At 74.2% G+C, this 8,730-nt stretch carries 5 protein-coding genes; 1 reads left to right on the top strand and 4 read right to left on the bottom strand.

The features are described from left to right. Window positions 1-442 precede the first annotated feature (442 nt). Together ACFC2L_RS17750 and ACFC2L_RS17745 are read right to left on the bottom strand one after the other, a co-directional pair. Window positions 443-2,125, bottom strand: a complete 1,683-nt coding sequence (locus tag ACFC2L_RS17750; RefSeq protein WP_375825666.1) for a 5-oxoprolinase/urea amidolyase family protein — start codon at window positions 2,123-2,125, stop codon at window positions 443-445. Next, on the bottom strand, window positions 2,122-2,916 hold the full coding sequence (locus ACFC2L_RS17745) for a LamB/YcsF family protein (protein WP_375825665.1): 795 nt from the start codon (window positions 2,914-2,916) through the stop codon (window positions 2,122-2,124). Before ACFC2L_RS17745 ends, ACFC2L_RS17750 begins: the two co-directional genes overlap by 4 nt. A gap of 80 nt (window positions 2,917-2,996) precedes the next feature. Here ACFC2L_RS17745 and ACFC2L_RS17740 point away from each other — a divergent pair, with 80 nt between their 5' ends. Further along, a complete protein-coding gene (locus ACFC2L_RS17740; RefSeq protein ID WP_375825664.1) occupies window positions 2,997-3,602 on the top strand; it encodes a GNAT family N-acetyltransferase in 606 nt (201 codons plus the stop codon). A 69-nt stretch (window positions 3,603-3,671) separates the two neighbouring features. Here ACFC2L_RS17740 and ACFC2L_RS17735 read toward each other — a convergent pair whose 3' ends face one another. Both ACFC2L_RS17735 and ACFC2L_RS17730 read right to left on the bottom strand, forming a co-directional pair. Then, window positions 3,672-6,827: a PKD domain-containing protein gene (locus ACFC2L_RS17735; protein WP_375825663.1), complete on the bottom strand. Its 3,156-nt coding sequence runs from the start codon at window positions 6,825-6,827 to the stop codon at window positions 3,672-3,674. A 21-nt stretch (window positions 6,828-6,848) separates the two neighbouring features. Next, entirely contained in the window at window positions 6,849-8,663 is a 1,815-nt protein-coding gene (locus ACFC2L_RS17730; protein WP_375825662.1) for a ThuA domain-containing protein, read from the bottom strand. Window positions 8,664-8,730 lie beyond the last annotated feature (67 nt).

Genomic DNA, 8,730 nt, shown 5'->3' with positions numbered 1-8,730 from the left:
TGGCATTGACTAACAAGCACACTGTTGAGTTCTCAAACAACCGACACACACCAACTCAGCACCACCCGACCGGGCAGAACCTCGCTTGGGGCAACCCTTCAACCTTACCAGGTCTTCCCCGGCTCCTCAACCCCGGCTGTTCGCCGTGATCCAGTCACCGTGGTCTTCCTCGTCGCGGGCAGGAAAACATCCTACGCCATGCGGTGGAAGGGTTTCGACCCCGGGACCAGCCACCCTCGATCGTTCGAGGCGGTGTCTGTTCCTCCCTGTCGGGCCGACATCCAGAACATTACGCGGCTCGTCGCGCCAGGGTCAAGCCAGCTCCGGGTGACCCGGCACACAGCCTCGCGAGCCCGGTCTCGTGTCCCCGCCCAGGTCGGGGCCTCGTCCGGGACGACCGGCGCGACCCGCGCGCCGTCAGGGCGCCGCCCCGCACACGGGGTCACGCGCGTCGTGCCGCCCGGAGCACGACCTTGTCCCCCGGGCGGAGCTGGGCCGCGCGGTCGACGTCGTCCTCCCGCAGCACCCCGATCACGGGGTAGCCACCGGTGACGGGACGGTCCGCGAGGAACACGACGGGCCGACCGTCGGGCGGGATCTGCACCGCCCCGCGGACGAGCCCCTCGGACGGCAGCTCCCCCGCGCGGCGCGGCACGGCTTGCCCGTCGAGCCGCAGCGCGACGCGGTCGCTGTCCGCGCTCACGGTCCGCAGGGCCCGCAGCGCCTGCCAGGCGCCCGGCAGGAACCAGTCGTCGCGCGGTGCCGGGAGGATCTCGAGCAGCGCTCCGGCGCGCTCGCCCGGTCGCGGGACGCCGGGGACGTGGCGCACCGGCGCGACGTCGACGGGCGGCCACGTGCCCGTCGGCACCGGGCCGATCAGCACGCGGTCCCCCGGCCGCAGCGGGGACGGCCCGAGCCCGGACAGGACGTCCCGGGACCGTGACCCGAGCACGGCGTCCGGGACGACCCCACCTCGGACGGCGACGTAGGTCCGCAGCCCGCGCGCCGCCAGACCCAGCCGCAGCACGGCGCCGTCGGGCACCCGGACGGGCGCGTTCATGCCCACGGGGGTCCCGTCGACCGTGGCGGGGACCGTCGCCCCGGTGAGCGCCACCGTCGCGGTCCCCCGGAACCGCAGCGCGAGCCCGCCGAGGGCGACCTCGAGCGTCGCGGCGCTCGCCGGGTTGCCGACGAGCCGGTTCGCGAGCGCGTGCGAGGAACGGTCCGCCGCCCCCGACGGGCCGACGCCGACCGCCGCCAGGCCGGGACGGCCGGTGTCCTCGACGAGCACGAGCGGACCTGTCGCGACCACCTCGAGGGCAGGGCCGCTCCCGGCGCCCGGCACGACCGCCCCGGAGGACGGCTCGCCGCTCGCGGGTGCCGCCCCGGAGGACGGCTCGCCGCTCGCGGGTGCCGCCCCGGAGAAGAGCTCGCCGCTCGCGTCCGCCGTCCCCGTCGACGGCTCGCCGCCCTGCCGCGCGGGCGCCGCCGCGACGACGGACCGGGACGGCACGAACCGGACCCGCGCGCCGGGCGCGACGAGCGCCGGAGGGTCGCGGTCGACGTCGAACATCGCCACGTCGGTGCGGCCGAGCAGGCGCCACCCACCCGGGGACGCGGCCGGGTAGACCGCCGTGAGCTCGCCCGCGAGCGCGACGGACCCCGCGGGGACGCGCGTGCGCGGGGTCGCGAGGCGCGGCGCCGCGATGACGGGGTCGACGCCCGCGAGGTAGGTGAAGCCCGGTGCGAAACCGCCGAACGCCGCCTCGTACTCGCGTCCGGAGTGCCGGGCGACGACCTCCTCGACGCTCACCCCTGCCCAGCGGGCGACGTCGTCCAGGTCGGGCCCGTCGTAGCGCACGGGGATCTCCACCGCGGGACCGGCGGGCAGGGGCGCGTCGTCGGACGACGCGCGGAGCAGTGCCTCCTGGACCCAGGCTCGGGCGCCCGCGACGTCGCCGCGCGCCGCGCACCGGACCAGGACCGTGCGCGCGGCCGGGACCACGTCCACGACCCCGGGCGGCACGTCGGCCGCGAGCGCCCGGTGCAGCGACCGCACGGCCGCCAGGTCGGGCAGGTCGACGAGCAGCGCCGTCTCCCCGAACGCGTGCACGGTGCCCGTCACGGCACGGTGCCCTCGCGCGCGCCCGGGCCGGCCTCGGCGAAGGGGCGCAGCTCGACCCCGGCGGCCTCGAGCGCGGCGCGCACGGCACCGAGGAGCCCGACGGCGCCCAGCGTGTCGGAGTGGACGCACACCGAGTCGGCCTCGACCCGCAGGCGCGTGCCGTCCGCGGCGAGCACGGTGCCGGACGTGACGAGCCCGACGACGCGACGGGCGACCTGCTCGGCGTCGTGCACGACGGCGCCCGGCCGGCCCCGCGGGACCAGCTCGCCCGTGGGGAGGTAGCCCCGGTCGGCGAACGCCTCGCGCACCGTGGGGAGCCCCGCGGCGTCCGCGAGGCGCAGGACGGCGGACCCGGGCAGGCCGACCACGGGGAGCGTGGGGTCGTAGGCGCGGACCGCGTCGACGACGGCGCGCGCCTGCGCCTCGTGGTGGACGATCGCGTTGTAGAGGGCGCCGTGGGGCTTGACGTAGCGCACCCGGTCCCCCGCGAGCCGCGCGAAGCCGTCGAGCGCGGCCAGCTGGTAGACGACGTCGTCGGCGAGCTCGACGGGGTCGACCTCCATGAAGCGGCGCCCGAAGCCCGCGAGGTCGCGGTAGCTCACGTGCGCGCCGACCCGCACGCCCCGGGCGACGGCGTCCCGCGTGACGGTGCGCACCGTCGTGGGGTCGCCCGCGTGGAACCCGCACGCGACGTTCGCGCTGGTCACCAGGCCGAGCAGGGCCTCGTCGTCGGCGAGGGTCCAGCGGCCGAAGCCCTCGCCGAGGTCGGCGTTGAGGTCGATGCGCGTCACCCGACCATCATGCCCGGAACAGGCCGGACCCTGGGCGCGGGCCGGCCGCTCCGTCCGTGGCGGGGCGTAGATTCGCGGGCATGCCCGACGACCGCTCCCCCGCCGCGCCGGCCGTGCGCGTGCGGCGTGCCACGACCGACGACGCACCCGCCCTCGCCGGGCTCGCGGCCCTGACGTTCCCGCTCGCGTGCCCGCCGGGCACGTCGCCCGACGCGATCGCCGAGCACGTCGCGACGCAGCTCTCGCCCGAGCGGTTCCGTGCGTGGGCCGCGAGCGCCGCGCACGCGCTCCTCCTCGTCGAGCCGGCGTGCGACGACGTCGCGGCGGACGCCCTCGACGAGCACGACGCCGCGCCCCTCCTCGGCTACGCGCTCCTCGTCCGCGGCGTGCCGGACGACCCGGACGTCGCGGCGGCGGTGGGAGCGGGCGAGGCGGTCGAGCTCTCGAAGATCTACGTGCACCCCGCGGCCCAGGGCAAGGGCGTGGCGAGCGTGCTCATGACGGCGACGACCGGGGCGGCCGCCCGACTCGGCCCCGGACTGCCCGTGTGGCTCGGCACGAACGGTCTCAACGCCCGGGCGCAGGCGTTCTACCGCAAGCACGGGTTCGACGTCGTCGGCGGGCGCACCTACGTGGTCGGCGGCGAGACGCACTCCGACGTCGTCATGGCCCTCCCCCGCGCCTGACCCCGCACGACCGAGGGCCGGTCGGGGAGATCCCCGACCGGCCCTCGGCCTGCTGTCCGAACGACGGCGTCAGCCGCAGCTCTTGGCGTCGTACGCGACGTCGGCCGCGAACGTGCGACCGTCGCCGGTCGCCGCGATCCCCACGACGCCCGCCTCGACGGACGTCGCCCGGGCCGCGAACGACTGGTACGCCGAGGCGCCCGGCTGGACGCCGGTGAACGCCTTGGTGCCGAACGGCGTCGTCAGAGTGACGTCGACCGGGACGCCGTCGGCGTTCGTCGCACGCACCGCGACGTACGCCTTGCCGGCGAGGCACCGGACCTGGACCTCGGTCGTGACGTCGAGCGGCTGCTCGACCACCTCGCCCGCGAGGACGAAGTCCTCGAACGCGACGACCGTGGGCTGGGTCTGGTTCTTGCCGAGCGCGAACGGCCCGACCCCGATCCCGTCGAGCTGGTCGTTCGTCACGGCGGCAAGCTCGGTCCACTGCTCGCCGTCGAGCGACCACGAGCCGACGAACGTGTCGCCGGACCGGGCGAGACGCACGTGGTACGTCCCGTCCGCCTCGCGCGGCAGCGAGCCGGCGCTGGGCTGCGGCTGCAGCACGACGTCGCCCTTCTCGCTGCGGAGCTCGAAGCCGACCGTCCCGGCGGCACCGCCGTTGTGGATCACGCCGACCTTCACGTAGTTGGCCTGGTCCTTGTAGACCATGAGGCCGCCCTGGTGGTAGTTCTGCGTGAGGTCCGCGCGCACCGTCGTCTCGACGGTCCACTCGTCGCCCGTCACGACCGTCGAGCGGACGATGTTCGGCACGGTGGAGTTCGTCGCGCCGTACACGTCGTCGTCGGTCGTGGTGAGCTGCAGCGCGCCGTCCGCGACGGCGAGCCGCGACGGGTCGGCGTTGACGACGTACCAGCGGCACGGGTCGAGGCCGAGGCCGGACCCGCTGCCGTCGAACGTGTCGCTCGCGGTGACGTCCTCGCACACGGGGACGCCGCTGCCGTCGACCTCGCGCACGTGGTCGAACGCGACGTCGATCTGGTTCGCGCCCGCGCTCTTGCCGAGCGCGAACACGCCGACGCCCGCGTCGCCGAGCCCCGCGTGCGTGACCGCGCGCGTGGTGGGGACCCAGGTCTGCCCGTTGTCGAGCGAGTACGACCCGGTGAACGAGTCGCCGTCGCGCGACAGGCGCAGCAGGTACTCGCCGTAGACGGGCTTCGCGATGTCGAGGACGTCGCCGTTCGTGGACTGCACGACGTCGCCGATCTCGCTGCGGAGCTCGACGCGCAGGCCGCCGGGGTGCTGGACCACGGCGAGCTTGACGTAGTCGGACTCCGACGCGCGGACGATGAGGCCGCCCTGCTGGTACTGGTTCGCGAACGAGGCCGTCATCTTCGTCTCGACCGTCCAGGAGTCGCCCGGCTGGTCGGTCGTGATGATGTTCGGCACGCGCTGGTTGCCGGTGCCGGCGAAGTCGGCGTCGGTCGTGCGCACGACCCACTTCCCGTCGCGCACCTGGGCGAGGTCGGGGCGGAGGTCGACGACGTCCCAGCGGCAGCCGTCGAGCGCCTCGCCCTCGAACTCGTCCTCGGGCCCGCGCTGCGGGTCCGGCTCGGTGCACTCGAGCGTGCCGTACACGGAGACCGCGACGGTGCCGGTCGCGTGCGCGCCCGACGGGTCGCTCACGGTGACCTTGGCCGTGTAGCTCCCGGCCGCCGTGTACGTGTGCTGCGCGGTCGCGCCCGTCGCCGTGCCGCCGTCGCCGAAGTCCCACGCGTACGTGAGCGCGTCGCCGTCGGCGTCGGTGGCCTGCGCGGCGAACGCGACGTCGAGCGGCGCGTCGCCCGTGGCGGGCGTCGCCGTCACGGAGCCGACGACCGGGGCCACGTTGTTCGCCGCGCCCCGGCCCGTGAAGGTGACGGAGTCGACGTCGAACATGTCGCCCGTCGCCCCCGTCGTCGAGCGCGCGACGAAGTAGAGCGTGCGCGTGCCGCCCGGGTCGGTGACCGGGACCGCCTGCGTGCGCGCCGGTGTGTCCCAGGCCCCGGTCGGCGACAGCGTGAGCGTCGCGAGGAGCGGGCCGTCCACGGCACCGTCCCGCACGTCGAGCACGCCGCCGGAGCCGCCCGAGCTGTACCGCGCGGAGATCGAGTCGATGCCCGCGAGGTTCATCCGGTCGAACGCGAACCAGTCGCCGGCCGCGATGTACCCGAGCTGCTTGCCACCCTCGGAGATGTCCTTCGCGACGACCTGGACGCCCTGGCTGTCGGTGAAGTACTCGGCCTGCTTGGTGCGCGTGTGCAGGACGGCCTCGTCGTCGGACGCGAGCGCGGGCACGCCGTCGGCGCCCCCGCCGTCGGTGTACGTCGCGTTGACGACGCCGAAGATGTTCGCGTCGAGGCCGTGCCCCTCGTCCTTGGCGGTCGTGAGGACGCCCTCGCAGCCCGTGGCGCTGGACAGCGGGTGCCCGTGGTTGTCGTGGCCGAGGATGTACTCGACCACGACGCGGCTGCAGTCGACCTGAGCGCCGTCCTCGGCGTCGGTGACCGTGACCCGGAACGGGACCTGGTCGCCGAAGTCGAAGAACTGGCCGTCGGCCGGGAGCTCGAGCGTCACCTCGGGCGCGGTGTTGCCCACGGTGATGGTCGTGGTCGCCACGCCCTGCTTGCCGTCGGCGTCGGTCACGGTGAGCCGTACCTCGTGCCGGCCGTTCTCGGTGAACGTCCGCGAGACCTGGGCGTCGGTGGCGTCGGTCTCGCCGTCACCGTCGAGGTCCCAGGCGTACGTGAACTCCTTGCCGTCCGGGTGCGAGGACCCGGTGCCGTCGAAGGACACCGCGAGCGGCGCCTGGCCGTTCGTCGGCGAGGCGTCGATCTGCGCGACGGGCGAGCGGCCCCCGCGCACGTAGTCGATCCGGTAGACGGCCGAGAGCGCGTCGCCCCCGAAGTAGCCGCCGCCGTAGTCGAGCACGTAGAGCGAGCCGTCCGGGCCGAACTCGAGGTTCATCGGCCGGCGCAGGTCCATGAACTCCAGCGCCGGGACGAAGCCCGCGGGGCTGCCGTCCTCGTTCCGGATCGCCTCCTTGATCCACGCGCGGTCCCACTCGTAGAGCAGCGGCTTGCCGTCGTAGTACGCGGGGAACTTGGTCTCCGACTCGAGCGCGGGGTCGTAGTCGTAGACGACGGCGCCCATCGGGGACTCGCCGCCCGTGCCGAAGGCCGGCACGGACCCGCCGTCGTACGGCTGTCACGCCGGCACGGCCGGCGGGAGGTCGACGAGGCCCGTGTTGTGCGGGCTCGTGTTCTTCGGCGCCGCGCAGTCGAACTTCGGACCGGAGACCTTGGTCTCGAAGTCGTAGTCGTTGTACGCGAGGTTGTCGCCGATGCAGTACGGCCAGCCGTAGTTGCCCGCCTCGGAGATGACGTTGAACTCGACCGTCCCGCCGGGACCGCGGTTCGCGTTCGCGCCGCCCGCGTCGGGGCCGTAGTCGCCGAGGTGGACCTCGCCCGTCGCCTTGTCGATCCCGAAGCGGAACGGGTTGCGGAAGCCCATCGCGTAGATCTCGGGCCGGGTCTTGCCGGCCTCGTACTCGCCCTCGGGGAAGAGGTTGCCCTCGGGGACCGTGTACGACCCGTCCTCGGCGACCGTGATGCGCAGGAGCTTGCCCCGCAGGTCGTTCGTGTTGCCCGAGCTGCGGCGGGCGTCGAACGCCGGGTTGCGGGTCGCCCGCTCGTCGATCGGCGCGTAGCCGTCCGACGCGAACGGGTTCGTGTCGTCACCCGTCGACAGGTAGAGGTTGCCCTCGGCGTCGAAGTCGATCTCGCCGCCCGCGTGGCAGCACAGCCCGCGGTCGGCCGGGACCTCGAGGATCTTCTGCTCGCTCGCGAGGTCCAGCAGGTTCTGCTCCGTGAGCCGGAACCTCGAGAGCTGGTTGTACCCCTCGAACGCCTCGAACGCGGCCGGGTCGGCCGACGTCTCGGGCGCGTCGCCGGGCGGCGTGTCGAGCTTGGGCGCGTAGTAGAGGTAGACCCAGCGGTTCTCGGCGAAGCCCGGGTCGATCGCGACGCCCTGGAGGCCGTCCTCGTCGTGGGTGTACACGGGGACGGTGCCCGCGAGCGCCGTCGTGGCGTCGGCGGTCGTGTACCAGACGCGCCCGTCGCGCGAGGTGTGCAGGACGTCGCCGTCGGGCAGGACGGCCATGGCGATCGGCTCGCCCGTCTTGACCGCGCCCTTGGCGAGCGTCACCTGCTCGAACGAGGCGTCGACCGTCGCGCCGCAGTCGGCGTCGACCGCACCCGCGGCGGTCTGGATGCCGCCGAGCAGGTGCTGGACGAACGCCGGGTCGGTGTACGACTCGTCGGTGTGGCCGCCGCCGGTGTACCAGGACCGGCCGCCGTCGTACTCCTGGCACCAGGCGATCGGGTGGTCGGCGCCCATGGCGCCCGACCCCGGGGAGTACGAGGACTCGTCGAGGCTCGCGAGCACGTGGACCTGGCCGCGCGGGTTCTCGCGGTAGTTGTACCACTCGTCGTACCGGTCCCAGGACGCCGGGAGGTGCGCGGTCGAGGGGTGCTCGTCGTCGGCGACGACGACCGTCGCGTCCTGGTTCTGCGGGTGGCTGTTGAAGTACGCGCCGACGAGCTCGCCGTACCAGGGCCAGTCGTACTCGGTGTCGGACGCGGCGTGGACGCCGGCGTACCCGCCGCCGGCGGCGATGTACCGCTCGAACGCGGCCTGCTGCTCGTCGTTCAGGACGTCGCCCGTGGTGGACAGCCAGACGACGGCGTCGTACTGGGCGAGGTTCTCGTCCGTGAAGGCTCCCGCGTCCTCGGTCGGGGTCACGGCGAAGTGGTGGTCGGTGCCGAGCTGCTGGATCGCCGCGATGCCCGCGGGGATCGAGCCGTGCCGGAAGGCGGCGGTCTTGCTGAAGACCATGACGGAGAACTCGTCGTGCGCGGCGGCGGGGGCTGCCGTCGCGAGGGTGAGCGCCGGCGCGACGAGGGCCGCGGCGGTGACCGCCGCGACCCCCTGGCGCCGACCTCTCGAAGGTCGTGCTGTCACTTCTCCTCCTTGAGACTTGATCGGTGCGGCTCGGCGACGTTGCCGTGCCGCGGGTCGTGCTCTCCTT

Source organism: Cellulosimicrobium sp. NPDC055967 (assembly GCF_042269845.1).
GTDB lineage: Bacteria > Actinomycetota > Actinomycetes > Actinomycetales > Cellulomonadaceae > Cellulosimicrobium.
This window is presented reverse-complemented; position numbering and strand designations above follow the sequence as displayed.